Below are 18,211 nucleotides of genomic sequence, written 5' to 3' on the forward strand. Positions count from 1 at the left end.
TAACCCATCTGTTTTTTTAGGAGTGTCATCAGTAGAGAGTAGTGTTAGGTAATGATAACTTGCTTTAAACAGATGGGTTATTTTTCATTCTGGAGGTGAAATATATGCAGAATTCAAGCAGTAGTAAAGCACTTTCTGAAAGAGAAGACTTTATTATGACTAAAGGAGATAACAAAGAAAATATTAAATGTGATCAGCAGAGTCTGGCAGGTGCAGTTAGTCAGAGAGCCTGTGTATATTCAGGGGCTCGAGTTGTTTTGAATCCAGTCAAAGATGCTTATCATCTTGTACATGGACCAATTGGCTGTGCCAGTTATACCTGGGATATCAGAGGCAGTTTGACTTCTGGAGCCGATATTTTCCGCAGCAGTTTTTCTACTGATTTAAGAGAAAAAGATATTGTTTTTGGTGGGGAAGCAAAACTGGAGCTTGTTATAGAAGAACTAATGGAAGCAGAGCAGTATAAGCCGGAAGTGATTTTTATTTATTCAACCTGTGTAGTTGGAGTTATTGGAGATGATTTAAAAGCTGCAGCCAGAAAAGCAGAAGCCAAATATGGGATTAGAGTTATTCCTGTAGAATCTTCAGGTTTTGCCGGTACAAAATCCAAGGGATATAAAGCTGCCTGTGAGGCATTATTAACTTTAATGAGTGACTTTAAGGCCGAAAGTATTGGAGTAGAGAACAAAAAAATGGCCGTAGATAGCAGAAATGAAATTAAGGCGCTAAGTCAACTAAATGAAGATTATAGTAATTTAAATACAAAAGAAAAAATCAGGATCTTGCAGAAAAAGTTAAGTCAGATTAATTCTCTTCAGGCAGGAAGAGCTATAGAGGATTTTAAAAATAAGAAAATGAAAGAACAGGCGGAAAACAGGAGGTACATTAGAAAAATAAATCTTCTGGGAGATTACAATCTGGCAGGTGAAGGCTGGATAATAGAAAATTATTTGAATGATGTTGGAATAGAACTTGCAGCCAGATTTACCGGCGACTCAAGTATAGAAGATATTCGTAAAGCACCTACTGCTGATTTAAATATTGTTCAGTGTGCTGGTTCAATGAAATATCTGGCTAAAAGAATGAAAAAGAAGTTTGAAATTCCCTTCTTAGAAATTTCATTTTTAGGTTTACAGGACAGCCTGGATTCTCTGCGCCAGATTGCTCAACATTTAGGTGATCAGATAATAATCAATAAAGTTGAAAGATTAATTGCCCGCAGGCTGCCTGATACTGAAGCAAAGTTAAGAATATATAAAAACTATCTGTCCGGGAAAAAGGCAGCAATTTATGTTGGTGGTGCTTTTAAGGCGATTTCTCTTGTAAAACAGTTCAATGATCTGGGAATTAAGACTGTTATGGTAGGCACTCAAAACGGAAAAGAGTCTGATTATGAAAAGTTAAAAGATCTTACTGATCCAGGAACTATCATTTTAGATGATGCTAACCCATCTGAACTGGAGGCCTTTATGCGAGAAAAAGGAGCAGATGTTTTAGTTGGTGGAGTAAAAGACAGGGCCCTGGCCTATAAAATGGGTATTGCTTTTTTTGATCATAATCATGAGCGTAAACATCCACTGGTAGGTTTTGAAGGGGTTGTTAATCTGGCTGAAGAACTTGATTTAACAATTAACAGTCCAATCTGGAAAACGATCAGGAGTGATATAGATGGGTAATTTAAAAAGATTAGATGTTAATCCCTGTAAAATGTGTATGCCGATAGGGGCTGCTATTGCTTTTAAGGGAATAGAAGAGAGTATGCTTTTAATGCATGGTTCTCAGGGGTGCAGCACTTATATGAGAAGACATATGTCAACACATTATGAAGAACCGATAGACATAGCTTCTTCTTCAATCGATGAGCAGGGTACTGTTTATGGAGGAGAAAAAAATTTAAGACAGGGTTTAAAAAATCTGATTAAGTTATATTCACCTAAAGTTATAGGTGTTGTAACTACCTGTCTGGCAGAAACTATTGGCGAAGATATAAATAGAATAGCAGCTGATTTTAAAAAAGCAAATGATGTTGAAGATATTTCTATTATCACAGTACCAACTCCGGGCTATGGAGGATCTCAATTTGAAGGATATTATTTAACATTACGGAAAATTGTTGAGCAGCTTGCGGAAAGTTCTGGCGCTAAAAGTTCTAAGCTAAATGTGGCTGCAGCAAATTTAAGTCCGGCAGAGGTCAGAGAAATCAAGAGAATTTTGGATTTATTTGAACTTGAATATACAATTTTACCTGATATATCAAAAACTCTGGCTGCTCCTTTTACAAAAGATTATAGTAAAATACCGCCGGGTGGAACTAAAATCTCCGAAATTAAAAAAATGGGGGATGCTGCCTTTACAATTGAATTTGGAACTCTTGTTGACAGCAGCCTCTCAACAGCTGTTTATCTTAAAGATAAATTTGGGATTCCTGCTTATAGACTGCCAATTCCAATCGGGCTTAAGAATACAGATCAGCTGATAAATATTCTGGCAGAAATATCCGGTAAGAAGATACCTTTAAGTTTAAAGGAAGCAAGAGGTAGACTGATCGATACAATGATTGACTCTCATAAATATAACAGTGAAGGCAGAGCAGCTGTGTTTGGTGATCCGGAGATGATTTATGCAGTCAGCTCTATCTGTCAGGAAAATGGAATTTCTCCTGTGATTATGGCTACCGGTACCGATCTGGATATTTTTCAGAGGAAGTTGGAAGAACTTACAGCAGACAGTAGAGACCAAAATTTAATCTTTAGTGATACCGATTTTGAGGAGATTAGAAACTATGTTAATGAATATAACATAAATATTATGATTGGTAATTCCGATGGTGCTTTTATAGAAGAAAAAGATGGAATCCCTTTAATTAGAGTTGGCTTTCCAATTCATGACAGAGTCGGGGCGTCTCGTCAGCAAAATATTGGCTATCAGGGGTCTAATAACTTTCTTGATCAGATAACTAATCAGATTCTGGCCCTAAAACATGATAATTATCGAGAAGATTTATATAAAGAGTTTTATCAGGCTAATAAAGGTGCAGCAGCCGCAAAAGATGCTGCAGAGTTGAAAGTAGGTGAGGAATAATGAATTTAAAAACAAAAACTCATCCCTGTTACAGTAAGTTTGCCCATAATTACGCCAGAATGCATATTCCGGTAGCCTCAAAATGCAATATCAGCTGTAATTACTGCAACCGTAAATATGACTGCTTACATGAGACCAGACCCGGGGTAACAAGTAAATTGCTGTCACCTCAGGAAGCATTAGCCAGATTTAAAATGGTCAAAAATAAAGTAGATAATTTAAGTGTAGTTGGAGTTGCTGGTCCGGGAGATGCTCTGGCAAGTTTTGAAGCAGCCAGGGAATCTTTAGAGCTAATTAAAGCTGAAGATCCTGATCTAACTTTCTGCCTTTCGACAAATGGTTTAAGTTTGCCGGAATATCAGGAGGAAGTTGTTAGACTTGGAGTTAGCCATGTGACCATAACAATTAATGCTGTTGATCCTTTGATTGGGGCAAAGATATATGAAAGAGTAAACTATCAGGGCAAAACCTTGACAGGAGTTGAGGGAGCTCAGCTTCTACTTAAAAATCAGCTGTCTGGCTTAAAATACCTGTCGCAAAATGGTGTACTCTGTAAAGTCAATATTGTTTTGATCAAGGGAATAAATAATTATCATATCGAAGAAGTCGTAAGAACAGTAAAAAAAGCTGGAGCTTTTATGACCAATATTATGCCGCTGATTCCAGTAGAAAATACACCATTCGAAAATAATCCCCTGACCAGTAAGGTTGAACTTGATTATTTGCGGAATAAATGTGAAGAGGATTTAAAGCAGATGTATCACTGCCAGCAGTGTCGTTCTGATGCAGTTGGCTGTTTAAATAAAGATAGATCGCTGGAGTTTAAAGAGGAAGAGGATATTCTGGAAACTGAAACTCAGGCGAGACAGCCCCATCAGATACTTGAGGGAAGTTACTATCTGGAGAAAGAAGAAAGACTTTTTGCTGCAGCATCACAGGATGGAGAAATAGTAAACCTTCATTTTGGACATGCTGAAGATTTCTATATTTATCAGGTTAAAGGGAGTTCTATTAAATTTGTAGAAAAGAGAAATGTTAAGCAGTACTGTATCGATAAAGAATGTAATGATCAAGAAGATCGGATAGGCAGTATTATTAATACTATTTCTGATTGTGAAGCTGTTCTCTCTGTCAGAATTGGCACTGTTCCCAGAAGAAAACTTTTGCGGCACAATATTAAGGCGATAATGGTCTATGATAAGATTGAGTCAGCAGTTAGATTTGCACTGGGAAAAATGTATTCTGCAAATACAGGTTGATTTATTATGATGATAAAACTAAAGAATAATAGTATTTGTTGTTTATTTATGCTTATCTTAGTGGTCACAGCTATTTTTAATTTTCCAGTCAAAGCTGCAGAAAGCAAAATAAGAGTGATGGCTGCGGCCAGTTTAACAGAAATGTTTACAGAACTTGCTGAAGAATATGAAGTTAAGAGCGGAGTTGAAGTGGAATGCAATTTTGCCGGAAGCCAGGCCCTATACAGTCAGCTAATAATGGGGGTTGGGGCCGATGTATTTGCTTCTGCAAATATCAAATATATGGATCAACTTAAGGATTCAAAGCTGGTAGAAGATCCAAAAATATTTGCTGAAAACAAACTTATAGCTGCTGTTAATAAAGAAAGCGGTATTGATAAGTTTAGTGAACTTGCATTAGAAAAAGTTAAATTAGTAATAGCTGATGAATCAGTTCCTGTAGGATCTTATACGATTCAGATGCTGAACAAAGAAAAAAACAACTCTCAGTTAGATAAAGATTTTAAAGAAAAGTTTATGAATAATGTAGTATCTAAAGAAGTTGATGTAAAAAGTGTAGTTAATAAAGTTTATTTAGGTGAAGTTGATGCAGGTATAGTTTATCAAACTGATATAACACCAAAAACAGCAGAAAAATTGAAAGTTATAGAGATAGAAGATAATTATAATGTTACTGCATCTTATCCAATAGCGGTCTTAAATTCTTCTCACAATAAAAAAGAAGCTCTAAATTTTATTGAATATATCTATTCTGATGCAGGAGGTAAAATTTTAGATAAATATGGATTTACAAAAGTAGGTAGTGATTAAAATGGAAAATAATATAAATCCCAAACAGAATACAGAAGCTATTTCTCCGGATATTATTCTGGAGAATAGCTTTTTAGACTACTTTCGTAATAACCTTGATCTGGATTTAACCCAGATAATTTTGTTCTTTTTAGCAGGTATAAATGTAATCTTTGTAATATTAATTATAGCATCGTTATTTTTAAGTACCTCGATTGAGGGTCTGCTTACTACGGTAAACAACATAAATACTTTACAGGCAATAAAAGTATCAATTCTTTCTATTCTAATATCGATTATGATTACAGTTTTAGTTGGGGTTCCATTCAGTTATGTGGTCAGTCAGAATGGAAGTAAGATTAACAAAGTAGTTAATATGTTTATTAAACTACCGCTTGTTATGCCGCCGACTGTGGCCGGACTGGCTCTTTTACTTACCTTTGGTAATCGTGGTATCTTAAGTGATATTATTAATACAATGAATCTAAATTTGCCTTTTACTTTTACTGCTCTGATCATCGTCCAGGTTTTTGTAATGCTTCCCCTCTTTACTCAATCATTAAAAAGTGGTTTTGAAGCAATTGACGAAGAGGTTAAAGAAGCAGCAATGGTTTTTGGAGCTGAAGAAAAGGATATTCTATTTAAAATTTATCTGCCATTAAGTATTAAACCCTTACTTACAGGGATAATTATGGCCTGTCTCCGGGCAGCAGGTGAGTTTGGAGCCACAATGATGTTTGCTGGTAATTTATCGGGCAAAACTCAGACTCTTTCAACTGCTATTTATATAATGGCCCAAAAGGACCTGAGTCAGTCAATAGCACTGGCTGTTGTTTTAATCATCACTTTTTCGCTGCCCTTAATAATATTAGAGTTGAAATTAAAATAAAAAGATTAAAGCGTATTCTAATGTGAGTGGAACTCTAACTTAGAAAGGATTTGTTTATGAGATGGAAAAAATAAAATTTGTAGATACAACACTCCGGGATGGTGAACAAACTCCTGGAGTTGTTTTTTCTGAGATAGAAAAAATAGTGCTGGCTCAAAAAATAGATCTTTTAAAAATAGATATAATTGAAGTCGGAATTCCCGTTATTGGGAAAGAAGAACGAGCAGTGATTAAAAAAATTATTGATTTAAATCTTGGAGCAGAAATATTACTCTGGAATAGAATGAAGATAGAAGATATTGATTTATCTTTAACCTGTGGTGCTAAAAATATTCATCTTTCTGCTCCGGTTTCTAATATCCAGCTGAAAGTTAAATTAAAAAAAGAAAAATCTAAACTTTTAGCTGAAATGACTGAAGCAATAAAATATGCAAAGGATGCTGGCTGTCTGGTATCTATTGGCGCCGAAGACGCATCTAGAGCTGAAAAAGATTTTCTTTTTGAATATCTCAAAACAGCAGAAAAAGCTGGGGCTGAAAGGTTTCGCTATGCAGATACAGTTGGTATTTTGGATCCCTTTTCTACCGTTAATAAGTTGAAAGAAATTCGGTACAAAACAGGAATGGAAATAGAATTTCATGCTCATAATGATTTTGGAATGGCAGTAGCAAATTCCCTGGCTGCCTGTAGAGCAGAAGTTGACTATATTAGTTCTACCATTACTGGAATTGGGGAGAGGGCTGGAAATACAGATTTTAAAGAATTCGTAGATGCTTATAATTATTTTTTTGAACATCAGCTTGATTTTGATTGGAAGATCTATCAGGACTTTCTTAAAAAAATGAAGGCAGCTCTTTAGTATTCGTAGACTTCTGAAAATAAAAAACCCTGCCGTTATCTAAGCGGCAGGGTTCATTGTTATTATTTTTTTATTTATATATTTTGTTAAAGTGCATCTGTACCTTCTTCACCAGTTCTAATTCTGACGGCATTCTCTACATCAGAGACAAATATTTTACCATCTCCAACTTCACCGGTCTGTACTGCTTCTTTAATTGCTTCAATAATCTGATCGACTTTAGTATATTCTACAATTGTTTCAACTTTAATTTTTTTCCTCAGCCTGACTCTATAGCTGACACCGCGGTACATTTCAGTTTGACCTTTCTGTGAACCATATCCTTTGATCTCTTTGATATTTAGTCCACTAACTCCAATTTCTTCTAAGCAGTCAATAACTCTATCAGTTTTATCAGGACGAATAATAGCTTCTATTTTTTTCATAATATATCAACACCTCTGTTTTGGATTTTAGAATTCAACTTATTTTTCAGCCTTAACATTTACCATAAAATCTGGATAGGAATCGGCACCATGTTCTGAATAGTCAAGACCTTCAATCTCATCTTCTTCGGAGACTCTGAGTCCAATAACTGCATCGATTACCTTAAAGAGGGCAAATCCAAGTCCAAATGCCCAGACAAAAACAGCTGCTACTCCGATAATTTGAGTGATTAATAAACTAATTCCGCCTCCAAAAAGAAGTCCACCTTCTGTGGCAAAAAATCCAACTGCAATTGTACCAAAGGCTCCACAGACACCGTGCACAGAAACAGCACCAACAGGATCATCAATCTGTAATCTATCAAAAAACTCAACCGAATAAATAACTATAATTCCTGCAATACCTCCAATTAGAACAGCGGAGAGATTACCTACACTGGCTGTACCGGCTGTGATTCCAACCAGACCCGCTAAAGCACCGTTTAAAGTCATACTAACATCTGCCTTACCATATTTAATCCAGCTGACTATCATGGCCATTACTGCTCCTGCAGCTGCTGCCAGATTGGTTGTTACAGCAATCGTAGCGATGGATAAATCTGTACCGGCTACAGTAGAACCGGGGTTAAATCCAAACCAGCCAAACCAGAGAATGAAAACACCAAGTGCTGCCATTAAAAGGTTATGTCCGGGCAGAGCATTGGCACTGCCGTCTTCATTATATTTACCAATTCTGGGACCTAAAACAATGGCACCAGCTAAAGCAGCCCAGCCGCCAACAGAGTGCACAACAGTTGAACCGGCAAAATCTACAATACCCATCTCGGCTAACCAGCCGCCACCCCAGATCCAGTGTCCAACAACAGGATATATAAATGCGGTAATTACGACGCTGTAGGCTAAGTAACCGGAAAAATTAGTTCTTTCTGCCATGGCTCCGGAGACAATTGTTGCTGCTGTTGCTGCAAAAACTGTCTGGAAGATAAAAAAGGCTGCAATCGGAATATCAAGTCCTAAATTAGCAAATGTATCCTGCAGAAAATAGCCTGTAGTTCCAATAAAACTGTTACCGGGCCCAAACATAAAGGCAAAACCGACAGCCCAGTAAACTAAAGAACCTGAGGCAAAGTCCATCATGTTTTTCATAATAATATTACCAGCATTTTTGGCTCTGGTAAAACCAGCTTCAACCATAGCAAATCCAGCCTGCATAAAAAAGACCAGAAAAGCTGCAATTAAAGTCCAGATGGTGTCAATAGCGATTGCATTGGCTGCTGCCTGTCCATCCTGGGCAAAAGCCAGACCGCTAAATAAACCCACCAGTGTTAATGTCATCAAAATTGTTTGCATAAACTTGCTTTTCATTACTCTACTACTCATAATAATTTCCTCCTCGTGTTAGGTATGTGTTAATTATGAGTAAATTATAGTTTCTAAAAAATGAGAAAGCAAGGAAATTGGAGTTTATATAATCGTATACAGTTATTTCAGCTAATTTTATTTCTGATTTTATTTACAAAATACTGATGAAAAGCATTATTGTCTGTGAGTTCAGGGTGAAAAGAGGTGCCAATTAAGTTTCTACTTTCTACAGCTGCAATTTGATCTTCCTTTTGATAGAGTATCTCAATATCTTTTCCTACTTCTGTAATTAAAGGAGCTCTGATAAAAACAAGTTCCTGGACTGAATCAGAAATTTTTGGAATCATATTTTTTTCAATAAAGCTATTTAGCTGGCTGCCAAAGGCATTTCGCTTAACTTTGATATCCAGAAGCCCTAACTGATCTTCTTTTTCTCCTTCAACTTCAGCTGCCAGCAGGATTAAGCCCGCACAGCTTCCCCAGATAACTTTCTGCTGCTGATTAAATTTAATGATTGCTTCCTTAAAATTATAGTCTTTGATTAATTTTCTCATTGTTGTGCTCTCACCACCGGGGATAATTAAACCGGAACAGCTATTTAACTCTTCTGGCTTTTTAACAGCCAGAGCCCGTACGTTTTTAATCTGATTTAAATGATCTAAATGCTCAGCTACTCCTCCCTGAAGAGCAAGAACACCCACAGTAATTATCATTTTACCAGCCCCGATCAGCCATTTTTTCAGCATCAGTAAGACCATTGACATCAATACCGGACATTGCTTTACCCAGGTCTTCGGAGACTTCTGCAATAATTTCAGGATCCTGATAATGAGTCGTTGCTCTAACAATTGCTTCTGCTCTTTTAGCTGGATTACCGGAGCGGAAAATTCCAGAACCAACAAAAACCCCATCACAGCCCAGCTGCATCATTAGGGCAGCATCAGCAGGTGTAGCAATTCCTCCAGCAGCAAAATTAACAACCGGCAGTTTGCCGTGTTCTGCTACATATTCCACAAGTTGAAAAGGAGCCTGTATATCTTTAGCTGCAGTCATCAGTTCTTCACTACCTAAACTGGTTAAATTATTAATCTGGGAATTGATTTTTCGCATATGACGAACCGCCTCTACCACATTCCCGGTGCCAGCTTCTCCCTTTGTTCTAATCATAGCTGCCCCTTCTCCAATTCTTCTCAGAGCTTCACCCAGATTGGTAGCTCCACAGACAAAGGGGATCTCAAATTTTCTCTTATCAATATGAAAAGATTCATCAGCAGGTGTTAAAACCTCACTTTCATCAATATAGTCTATTTCGAGTGCTTCTAAAATTTGTGCCTCTACAAAATGACCAATTCTAACTTTGGCCATTACCGGGATGGAAACAGTATTTACAATTTTTTTGATCATTTTTGGATCAGACATTCTGGCAATTCCGCCATCTTTTCTAATATCAGCTGGAACTTTTTCTAAAGCCATAACTGCTACTGCACCTGCTTCTTCGGCAATTTTTGCTTCTTCTGCTGTAGTGACATCCATAATGATCCCACCTTTTAACATCTGGGCTAAATTCCTGTTTAAACGATATTTTTCTGACATAATTATCTCTCCTTCTGATTGCTTAATTTTAATTGTAATGATACAATAAACTTATGTAAACTGTATTTAAGCTTAAAAAACTAATACAATTATAAAATAAAGCGATACAAAATGTCAAATTATTAATACAATCATAAATTGATTATTTTATACTAATACAATTTAACGGGGTGAGAAGATGTTAGAGATAAATATAAAAGAAGATAGTGATTCTGCTCTTTATTTACAACTTTATAAAAAATTAAAGAAAAAAATAAAAAATGAGATTGAAGCTGATACTAAACTGCCTCCAATTAGAAAACTGGCAGCAGAAGTGGGGGTAAATCCGGCTACAGTGGTCAAAGCCTATGATATGCTTGCTGAGGAAGAATTAATTTATAAAAAAGTTGGAAGTGGCAGCTTTGTAGCGCCAGAGAAAAATTTAATTCAGGCAGCAGATAGAGAAGATATGCTAAAACACGGGCAGATTAAACTGGCAGAAAGTATTAACTTTGCCAGTGCTGTTCCCAGTACTGATTTATTTCCAGTTTCAGATTTTAAATATGCAATTAATCAAGTTTTGGATAGAGATCAGGGTGAAGCTTTTAGCTATCAAAAAAGTCAGGGGTTTTTACCTCTGCGGAAATCAATCAGAAAATATTTTGCTCAGCGAGGAATTGAATCTTCTTTAAAACAGATTCAGGTTGTATCGGGCGCTCAGCAGGCAATAGATATCATAAGTAAGATACTTTTAGATTATAGGGATCAAATTATAGTAGAGGACCCGACTTATTTTGGGGCGCTGCAGGCCTTTAATTCCCGCAGGGCAGAGATGAAAAGTATTAAGATGGAGCAGGATGGAGCTAACCTGGAAGAAATGGAATCCTATCTGCAGAAAAATAAAATAAAGTTTTTCTTTACCATGCAGAATTTCCAGAATCCAACCGGTGTTAGCTGGAGTCGAAAAAAACAACTGCGGCTGCTGGAGCTGGCAGAAAAATATGATTTTTATATTATAGAGGATGATATTTTATCTGATTTATATTATGAGCAGAAGCCGGTAAATAATTTAAAAGAATTTGATAAACAGGGAAGGGTAATCTACATTAAAAGTTTTTCGAAAGTATTTATGCCTGGTTTAAGGCTAGCTTTTATAGTTTTACCGGAAAAACTTCTGCCGGAAGTGCTGGAAGCAAAATATGCAACTGATATTTCCAGTGGAGGTCTTACCCAGAGAGCTTTTGATTATTATCTTCGAGAAGGATTATTAGATAAACATATCAGTTTACAGAGAAGCTTGTTTCAAAAAAGATATAAACTGATGCAGGAGCAAATAAATCTTCATTTGCCGGAGGAAGTAAAAATAACCTTTAAGGTCAAAGGTGGACTTTATTTTTGGCTCAATATACCACAAAATCTGGATGCAAGAGAACTATATGAAATAGCTGCTCAAAAAGAGTTGCTTTTTTCTCCTGGTTATCTTTTTAGTATAAATAAGCGATATTCTAATTATTTTAGGCTCAGTTTTGCAGCTGTAGATGAAGAGCAGATAAAAAGAGGGATCAAGCTTTTAAAAGATATTTATAATAATTTTAGCGGTATGACTGAGAATGATGATTATAGTCCATTAATTTGATTGGAGGGAAAAATGTTATTAGATAAAGAATATTTACAGAGAAATTTAGAAAAGACACGAAGTGCTCTGGAGAAGAAAAATTTAAAAGAAGCAGTTATTCATTCTAAAAACCTGCCTGTTTTGAGATTAACAAGGCTTTTGAAAAATTTCTCAACTAAAATTGTTTTTGAATATTTAGAAATGCTGGATACTAATTATGTATTAAAAATTCTGATCAATTTCCCTGAAGAATATTCAGCAGAGCTTTTAATAATGATGGAAGAAAATAAGATGATCGATCTTATTGCTCTAATGAAAGTTGATGATGCTGTTGATATTTTAAAACATCTGGAAAAGGAAAAGAGAAAGTTAGTTCTATCAGCTTTAAATGAAGAACAAAGAAAAGAAATTAATGATTTGATTTCTTATTCTGAAGAAATGATTGGTTCCTATGCGGAAAATGATTTTCTTTACTTTAAAAAAGGTAAATTGATTGAGGAAATAATTAGTGAGATAAAAAATAGCAGCAAAAGTATAGAACATAAAGATTATATTTATATAGTTAATGACGAAATAGAATTAAAAGGAGTTGTTTCCTTTAGAGATTTATTATTTAATGACAGAAAAACAGTAGTTGATGAGATTATGAAGAAGGAAGTTTTTGCGGCTAAAATGTCTGATTCTGCCCTGGAATCAGCTCAAAGATTAAAATCGAGGCGTTTAAAGCAGCTTCCAATTTTAGATGATAGAAATATTTTAGTTGGTATTTTAAGTATGGAAAAAGCGGTTGAAATTCTATCAGATGAATTAACAGATGGTTTTTTGGAATTTTCTGGAGTGAGGGGGGAAGAATCTTTTTTTACTCATCCAAAAGAATCAATTAAATTAAGATTACCCTGGATGGCTTTTAATATCTTTTTGAATTTAGGAGCTGTTGCAGTAATTAGCAGTTTTGAAGCTACAATTGCTCAGGTTGCAATACTTGCTGCCTTTTTGCCTATGATAACGGATATGGGGGGCAATGTAGGGATTCAGGCTCTTTCTGTTTCGATTAGAAGCCTGGCTCTAGGAGAGGTACAAATTGGAGATTTTTTTAGAGCTTTTAAAAAAGAAATCAAGATTGGAATATTTAATGGGATAGTTTTAGGAGCTATATTCGGAGCAGTTGCCTATTTTCTTCAGAAAAATATTTTACTTTCAATTGTTGCCGGTACAGCCTTAGCTGTAAATGTATTAGTTGCCGGAGTTGTCGGTGGAACAATGCCGTTTTTTATTAAAAAATTGGGTAAAGATCCAGCTTTAATGACAGGCCCTTTTTTAACTACAATTACTGATATTACTGGAGTTTCAATTTATCTTGGCCTGAGTACATTATTGATTCTGCAGATTATAGCGTGATATTAATTAAAACATTAAAAAACTTCAACTGATATCTTATTTAAAGTCAATTTAACTTTAGGTCTTTTTTTAGTAGGCATCGCAGTCTAATCAAATAAATTTATTTCTGAATAATTAGACATTTAAAAGCTGCTTGACTTTAAAAATACCATCTGTTAAGATTAAATTGTAAATTAAAAATTGAATTTGTACCTCATATAATGGTGGGAATATGGCCCACAAGTCTCTACCGAACACCGTAAATTGTTCGACTATGAGGGAAGTGTACCTAGGTTTCCGCAGTATTAAAGGGATAACTCTGTTTGATTTATATTTAAGCAGACTTTATCTTATGAGTGCTGGCTGGTCCGAGCGGTACAGATATTGATATATTACACCGAAGGGATAAAAGCCCAGGCGGGGAGGTTCTACTCATTGAATGTAGAGCCTTCCTACCTGGGCTATTTTTATTTTTTGGAGGAATTTACTTATTTTTACGTTTAGGTACCTGGTACCAAAAACGATTTCGTGTACCTGGTACCAATAAATTAAAGTGGGAGTGGATAGAATGAACATTCTTCTCATCGGTAGTGGTGGAAGAGAAAATGTACTTGCCTGGAAATTGGCTCAGAGCAGTAGAGTAGGGGAATTATATATTGCAGTAGGGAATCCGGGTACTGCAGAATATGGTCAAAATCTTGATTTTGATGAAAGTAATCAGGAGGCACTATTAGAATTTGCCTTGAAAGAAAAAATTGATATTACAGTAGTTGGCCCTGAGGCACCTTTAGCAGCTGGAATTGTCGATCTATTTGAAAAACACGGGCTTAAAGTATTTGGTCCCAGACAGAGTGCTGCTAGGCTTGAGAGTTCAAAAGCATTTTCCAAAGAGTTAATGCAGAAATACCAGATTCCAACTGCAGAATATGAGAGCTTTACAGAAGCAGCCAAAGCAGTAGAGTATCTAAAACAAAAAGGAGCTCCAATTGTAGTTAAGGCCTCAGGCCTGGCAGCAGGTAAAGGTGTTATTGTTGCTCAGACAGAGGCGGAGGCAGTAGAAGCGGTTGAGATAATTATGAAGGATGAAAAATTTGGAGCAGCAGGAGCCAAAGTTGTGATTGAAGAATTTTTAGAAGGTGAAGAAGCAACCATTCTTGCTTTCTGTGATGGTCAGACTATAGTGCCCATGATTGCCTCCCAGGATCACAAACCTGCCTATGATGGGGGCAAAGGGCCTAATACTGGTGGGATGGGAGCTTATGCACCGGCTCCAGTTGTGACCGAGCAGATTAAGGCAGATTTTAAAACTGAAATTATGGAACCAACACTGCAGGCTCTGCAGAGTGAGGGTTTAGAATTTAAGGGTATTATCTATTTTGGTTTGATGATTAAAGATGGAAAAGCTAAGGTTTTAGAATATAATGTACGCTTTGGGGATCCCGAAGCACAGGTAGTATTACCTTTATTAGAAACAGATCTGGTAGATGTAATGGAAGCTGTAATTGAAGGGAATTTAGATCAGATTGAAATTAAATGGAAAGATAAAAAAGCTCTCTGTGTGGTAATGGCTTCTGGAGGTTATCCGGTAGACTACGAAAAGGGCAAAGAAATCACCGGAATTAAAGCAGCTGAGGCAGCTGCAGATATAATTGTTTTTCAGGCGGGAACCAGGTTAGAAAATGGAAAACTCCTGACAGATGGCGGTCGGGTCCTGGCAGTCACAGCAATGGGAGAGAGCTTTCAAGAAGTAATTGATAAGGCCTATACAGGAGTAGAAAAAATTGATTTTGAAGATTTTCAGATTAGAAATGATATAGGACAGAAAGCACTGAAAAAATAAATTTAACCGGGAGGTTATAATTTGAAATTTAAAGATAAGACCAGACAGAAGCTTGGAATTATCGGTGGTGGTCAGCTGGGTAAGATGATGATTTTAGAAGCCAAAAAAATGGGCTTTTATGTTACAATTTTAGATCCGACAAAGTCATGTCCGGCAGACAGCATTGCTGATCAGCACCTTGTGGCTGATTTTGATGATAGAGAGGCAATTAGAAAACTTGCTCAAAAATCGGATTTAATTACTTATGAGTTTGAACATATTGAGGTTGAAGTTTTAAAAGAATTAGAAGCTGAAGATTATAAGATTTATCCAACAGCTCACAGTCTGGAGATTATTCAAAATAAATTTCATCAAAAAAACATCTTAATAGAAGAGCAGATTGCCGTTCCAGACTTTAAAAAGGTTACAGATTCAGCTGATATTAAAGAAGCTGCTCAAGAATTTGGCTATCCACTGATGTTAAAAAGCTGTACAGGAGGTTATGATGGTAAGGGGAATGTGTTAATTGACAGTCAGGCTGAGGTAGATAGAGCTTTTCAGGAACTGGGATCAAGTAAAGCACCACTGATGGTGGAAAAATATATTCCCTTTAAAAAAGAAATTTCAATTATTGCAGCCCGTGGATTAAGTAAAGAAATGAAAGTTTATCCAATCGGAGAAAACGATCATCGGGATAATATACTGTACGAAACAAAAGTTCCAGCTGAGATTTCTTCAGAATTAGAGAAAAAAGCGGAAGAATTTGCTAAAGAAGTACTTGAAGTTTTTGCAGGGATAGGAATTTTTTGTGTGGAAATGTTTGTAACAGAAGCTGATGAGCTTTTAGTCAACGAAATTGCACCCAGACCCCATAATTCAGGCCATTATACAATTGAAAGCTGTGTAACCTCTCAGTTTGAACAGCATGTGAGAGCAATTACAGCTCTGCCGCTGGGAGATACTACTCTGCTGAGACCAGCAGTAATGCGCAATATTCTGGGCAGTGGAGAAAAAGGAAAAGCCGAGATAATCGGACTTGATCCAGCACTTGCAGTAGAAGGAGTAAAAGTTCATATTTATCAGAAGCAGATTTCCAGACCCGGTCGTAAAATGGGGCATTTAACAGTTACGGCAGACAGTCTGGATAAAGCAGCTGAGAGAGCTTTAAAAGCCAGTCAGTTAATTGAAATTAAGGGTGAAGTTTAAATAAAATTAGGGAGGTCAAATTTGATGAAGCCTAAAGTAGGAATTATTATGGGTAGTGATTCTGATCTGCCGGTAATGAAAGAGGCAGCAGAAATTTTAGATCAATTTGAGGTGGAATATGAGCTGACAGTTGTTTCAGCCCACAGGACACCTGATAGACTATATAATTATGCGGAAACTGCAGAAGAAAAAGGCTTAGATGTGATTATAGCTGGAGCTGGAGGTGCAGCCCATCTTCCGGGTATGGTGGCAGCAGTGACAACTGTACCTGTAATTGGAGTTCCAGTTAAAACTTCAAAATTGAGTGGGCTTGATTCACTTTATTCCATAGTTCAGATGCCGCCTGGAGTTCCAGTGGCCACAGTTGCTATTAATGGGGCCAAAAATGCCGCTTTACTGGCAGTACAAATTTTAGCCCGCAGCGACGAAGAGTTAAATAAAAAACAGAAAGAATATCGTAGAGAAATGAAAGAAAAAGTACTGGCTGCAGCCGAAAAAGTAGAAGATATGGGATATGCAGAATACCTTGAGAGGAGCGAAAAATTTGCAGAATAGAGATATTTTTGCTAATATAAGTCCGCTTGATCACCGTTATTCAAGGAGAAAAAAGGATTTTGATGAGATTGGAAAATACCTTTCCGAAAATGCAACAATTACTTTTCAGGCAGAGGTAGAGCTGGCCTTAGTTAAGGTGCTGGCCAGAAGAGGAATGGCTCCAGAGCAGACTCCCGCTGAAGTTAAAAAAGCGATTGAAGAATTAACTACAGAAGAGGTTTACGAAGAAGAAGCGAAAACCAAACATAATATCAGAGCCTTAGTTAACTGTATTCAAAAAAAGGTCAGTAAAGAATGCCGCCCCTATATCCACTTCACAGCTACTTCTTATGATATTGTAGATACAGCCAATTCACTTCGCTATCAGAAGGCAGCTGCAGAATTAATTATACCTAAATTAAAAGAATTACATAAAAGCTGGGCAGAGATTGCCCTGCGAGAAAAGGATAGAGTCCAGATTGGAAGAACCCACGGTCAGCATGCAGTACCGGTTACTTTTGGTTTCACTATCGCTGAATATGTAGCCCGTCTGGGAGAAAGAATAGAAGAAGTTGAAGCCAAAGCAGATAAACTTGTCGGTAAATTTGCAGGAGCAGTTGGAGCTTATAATGCCAGCGGTATCTTTTTTGAAGATCCGGAAGAGTTTGAAAAGGAAGTCCTGGCTGAACTGGGCTTAAAGCCAGGAGAGCATTCAACTCAGATAGTTCAGGCTGAGCCGATGACAGATTTTATTCACTCTCTTGTTTCAACCTTTGGTGTGCTGGCAGCCTTTGCTGATGATATGCGCCAGCTGCAGCGATCTGAAATTGCAGAAATTGGTGAGCATTTTGGCAAAGATCAGGTTGGTTCTTCAACCATGCCCCACAAGCGGAATCCGATTAACTACGAAAATGTAAAAAGTTTATGGAAGGCTTTTATGCCTCAGATGACTACAGTTTATATGGACCAGTTATCTGAACACCAGCGGGACCTGACCAATTCAGCTTCTTCCCGCTTTATTCCGGAGCTGATAACTGCTTTACTTTCTGCAGCAGCCAGATTGACCAGAGTTAGTTCCAAGATGGCAGTAGATCAGGAAAATATTAAGAAAAACTTTGAACAGAATAAAAAAATGATTGTAGCTGAACCTTTATATATTATCTTAGCAGCCGCCGGTCATCCAGATGCCCATGAGGCAGTACGGAAGCTGACCTTAAAAGCTCAGGAGACTGATCTTTCTTTAAAAGAACTGGTGGCTCAGAGCAGGGAGCTGCAGGGATACTGGGAAAACTTTGCCGAGCGTCAGAAAGAATTAATTTTAAAACCGGAAAAGTATACAGGTATTGCCGCGGAGAAAACAGAGAAGATAGTTAAAAACTGGCAGCAAAAATTTGATTATGATCTCAAAACGGAGGTTTTATAAA

At 36.8% G+C, this 18,211-nt stretch carries 16 protein-coding genes and 1 riboswitch; of the genes, 12 read left to right on the plus strand and 4 right to left on the minus strand.

Annotated features, from left to right (window positions below; translation table 11 throughout):
* Window positions 1-104 precede the first annotated feature (104 nt).
* The 6 genes from C7958_RS02140 to C7958_RS02165 all read left to right on the plus strand — a co-directional run bounded on the left by C7958_RS02140 (window position 105) and on the right by C7958_RS02165 (window position 6,877).
* Window positions 105-1,676, plus strand: coding sequence for a nitrogenase component 1 (locus tag C7958_RS02140; protein WP_111571025.1), 1,572 nt, complete (start codon window positions 105-107; stop codon window positions 1,674-1,676).
* The gene (locus tag C7958_RS02145; protein WP_111571026.1) at window positions 1,669-3,081 is read left to right on the plus strand and encodes a nitrogenase component 1; all 1,413 of its coding nucleotides are present in this window, start codon (window positions 1,669-1,671) and stop codon (window positions 3,079-3,081) included. Before C7958_RS02140 ends, C7958_RS02145 begins: the two co-directional genes overlap by 8 nt.
* Complete coding sequence (gene nifB, locus C7958_RS02150) at window positions 3,081-4,340, plus strand: nitrogenase cofactor biosynthesis protein NifB (protein WP_111571027.1); 1,260 nt, start codon at window positions 3,081-3,083, stop codon at window positions 4,338-4,340. The genes C7958_RS02145 and nifB overlap by 1 nt, the downstream gene beginning before the upstream one ends.
* Before the next feature lie 6 nt (window positions 4,341-4,346).
* Window positions 4,347-5,150, plus strand: coding sequence for a molybdate ABC transporter substrate-binding protein (gene modA / locus C7958_RS02155; RefSeq protein WP_243834220.1), 804 nt, complete (start codon window positions 4,347-4,349; stop codon window positions 5,148-5,150).
* 1 nt (window position 5,151) lies between these two features.
* Window positions 5,152-6,018: a molybdate ABC transporter permease subunit gene (locus tag C7958_RS02160; RefSeq protein ID WP_111571028.1), complete on the plus strand. Its 867-nt coding sequence runs from the start codon at window positions 5,152-5,154 to the stop codon at window positions 6,016-6,018.
* A 61-nt stretch (window positions 6,019-6,079) separates the two neighbouring features.
* A complete protein-coding gene (locus C7958_RS02165) occupies window positions 6,080-6,877 on the plus strand; it encodes a homocitrate synthase (protein WP_111571029.1) in 798 nt (265 codons plus the stop codon).
* 86 nt (window positions 6,878-6,963) lie between these two features.
* Here the strand turns inward: C7958_RS02165 and C7958_RS02170 are convergent, their stop codons facing one another.
* From C7958_RS02170 to pdxS, 4 genes are all read right to left on the minus strand, one after another.
* On the minus strand, window positions 6,964-7,302 hold the full coding sequence (locus C7958_RS02170) for a P-II family nitrogen regulator (protein ID WP_111571030.1): 339 nt from the start codon (window positions 7,300-7,302) through the stop codon (window positions 6,964-6,966).
* A 39-nt stretch (window positions 7,303-7,341) separates the two neighbouring features.
* Window positions 7,342-8,682, minus strand: coding sequence for an ammonium transporter (locus tag C7958_RS02175; RefSeq protein WP_111571031.1), 1,341 nt, complete (start codon window positions 8,680-8,682; stop codon window positions 7,342-7,344).
* Between the two features lie 107 nt (window positions 8,683-8,789).
* Window positions 8,790-9,377 (minus strand): pyridoxal 5'-phosphate synthase glutaminase subunit PdxT, encoded by a 588-nt coding sequence (gene pdxT, locus C7958_RS02180; protein WP_111571032.1) that lies wholly within the window; start codon window positions 9,375-9,377, stop codon window positions 8,790-8,792.
* 1 nt (window position 9,378) lies between these two features.
* Window positions 9,379-10,257: a pyridoxal 5'-phosphate synthase lyase subunit PdxS gene (gene pdxS, locus C7958_RS02185; RefSeq protein WP_111571033.1), complete on the minus strand. Its 879-nt coding sequence runs from the start codon at window positions 10,255-10,257 to the stop codon at window positions 9,379-9,381.
* Between the two features lie 178 nt (window positions 10,258-10,435).
* Between pdxS and pdxR the strand changes: the two genes are divergently transcribed.
* The 6 genes from pdxR to C7958_RS02220 all read left to right on the plus strand — a co-directional run bounded on the left by pdxR (window position 10,436) and on the right by C7958_RS02220 (window position 18,210).
* The gene (gene pdxR / locus C7958_RS02190; RefSeq protein ID WP_111571034.1) at window positions 10,436-11,872 is read left to right on the plus strand and encodes a MocR-like pyridoxine biosynthesis transcription factor PdxR; all 1,437 of its coding nucleotides are present in this window, start codon (window positions 10,436-10,438) and stop codon (window positions 11,870-11,872) included.
* Window positions 11,873-11,884: 12 nt separating this feature from the next.
* The gene (mgtE, locus tag C7958_RS02195; protein WP_111571035.1) at window positions 11,885-13,249 is read left to right on the plus strand and encodes a magnesium transporter; all 1,365 of its coding nucleotides are present in this window, start codon (window positions 11,885-11,887) and stop codon (window positions 13,247-13,249) included.
* Between the two features lie 173 nt (window positions 13,250-13,422).
* A riboswitch (purine riboswitch) is annotated at window positions 13,423-13,523 on the plus strand.
* A 273-nt stretch (window positions 13,524-13,796) separates the two neighbouring features.
* Window positions 13,797-15,068 (plus strand): phosphoribosylamine--glycine ligase, encoded by a 1,272-nt coding sequence (purD, locus tag C7958_RS02205; protein WP_111571037.1) that lies wholly within the window; start codon window positions 13,797-13,799, stop codon window positions 15,066-15,068.
* Between the two features lie 21 nt (window positions 15,069-15,089).
* Window positions 15,090-16,253: a 5-(carboxyamino)imidazole ribonucleotide synthase gene (locus C7958_RS02210; protein WP_111571038.1), complete on the plus strand. Its 1,164-nt coding sequence runs from the start codon at window positions 15,090-15,092 to the stop codon at window positions 16,251-16,253.
* Between the two features lie 24 nt (window positions 16,254-16,277).
* Window positions 16,278-16,808, plus strand: coding sequence for a 5-(carboxyamino)imidazole ribonucleotide mutase (gene purE / locus C7958_RS02215; protein WP_111571039.1), 531 nt, complete (start codon window positions 16,278-16,280; stop codon window positions 16,806-16,808).
* A complete protein-coding gene (locus tag C7958_RS02220; protein ID WP_111571040.1) occupies window positions 16,798-18,210 on the plus strand; it encodes a lyase family protein in 1,413 nt (470 codons plus the stop codon). The genes purE and C7958_RS02220 overlap by 11 nt, the downstream gene beginning before the upstream one ends.
* The last annotated feature ends 1 nt before the right edge of the window (window position 18,211 follow it).

The organism is Halanaerobium saccharolyticum (assembly GCF_003259895.1).
Lineage (GTDB): Bacteria > Bacillota > Halanaerobiia > Halanaerobiales > Halanaerobiaceae > Halanaerobium > Halanaerobium saccharolyticum_A.